Source organism: Streptomyces sp. Y2F8-2 (assembly GCF_014905555.1).
Lineage (GTDB): Bacteria > Actinomycetota > Actinomycetes > Streptomycetales > Streptomycetaceae > Streptomyces > Streptomyces cynarae.
In genome coordinates this window covers 1-1,064 of record NZ_BNGS01000032.1, presented here as the reverse complement: position 1 = coordinate 1,064, position 1,064 = coordinate 1, and the positions used below count along the sequence as shown (strand labels likewise).

At 72.2% G+C, this 1,064-nt stretch carries 1 protein-coding gene; it reads right to left on the bottom strand.

All coding sequences use genetic code 11. The features are described from left to right. The coding region (locus tag SY2F82_RS38555) for an acyltransferase domain-containing protein (RefSeq protein ID WP_200423747.1) at positions 1-1,064 on the bottom strand (1,064 nt) is incomplete at both ends.

Genomic DNA, 1,064 nt, shown 5'->3' with positions numbered 1-1,064 from the left:
GTGTCCGTCGTGTCCGCGACCATCGGGGTCAGGACGGCGTCGGGGCCGATCTCGACGAAGGTGGTGGCACCTTCGGCACGCAGAGCCTGGACGGCCTGGGCGAAGCGGACCGGCTCGCGCACATGCCGCACCCAGTACTCCGGACCGCCCAGCTGCCCCGGATCGGCCGGCGCCCCGGTGAGCGCCGAGACGACCGGAATACGCGGCTCGCGGTAGTCCAGCTCCGCGATCGCCTGCCCGAACTCCTCCAGCATCGGCTCCATCAACGGCGAGTGGAACGCATGCGACACCACCAGCCGCCGCGTACGACGCCCCCGCGCACGCAACTCGGCGGCCACCTCCTCCACCCCGGCCCGCTCACCGGAAACCACCACCGCCCGCGGCCCGTTCACCGCCGCCACCCCCACCCGCTCACGCCCGGCCAGCAGCGGCAGCACCTCCTCCTCAGCCGCCTCCACCGCCACCATCGCGCCACCCGGCGGCAACCGCTGCATCAACCCCGCCCGCGCCGCCACCAAGCCACACGCGTCCTCAAGCGACAGCACCCCCGCCACATGCGCCGCGGCGATCTCACCGACCGAATGCCCGGCGACGAAGTCGGGGCGCACACCCCACGACTCCACCAAGCGGTACAGCGCCACCTCCACCGCGAACAACGCAGGCTGGGTGAAACCCGTCTCCCCCAACCCCTCACCGCCGTCGATCACTTGACCCAACGACCGCGGCAACAAAGGATCCAGCACCCCACACACCGCGTCGAACGCCTCAGCGAACACCGGGAACGCCTCATACAACCCACGCCCCATACCCGGCCGTTGCGCCCCCTGACCGGTGAACACGAACGCCAACCCACCACCACGCCCCACCGAGCCCCGCACCAGGCTCCCGGCCCTCTCACCACCGGCCAGAGCCTCCAGACCGGCCAGCAGATCCTCACGACCGGACCCGATCACCGCCGCCCGCTCCTCCAACTGCGCCCGACCCACGGCCAGCGAGAAACCCACATCCACCGGGCCCAGCTCCGCCCGCCCGGCCAGATGGTCCCGCAGCCGGACCGCCTGCGC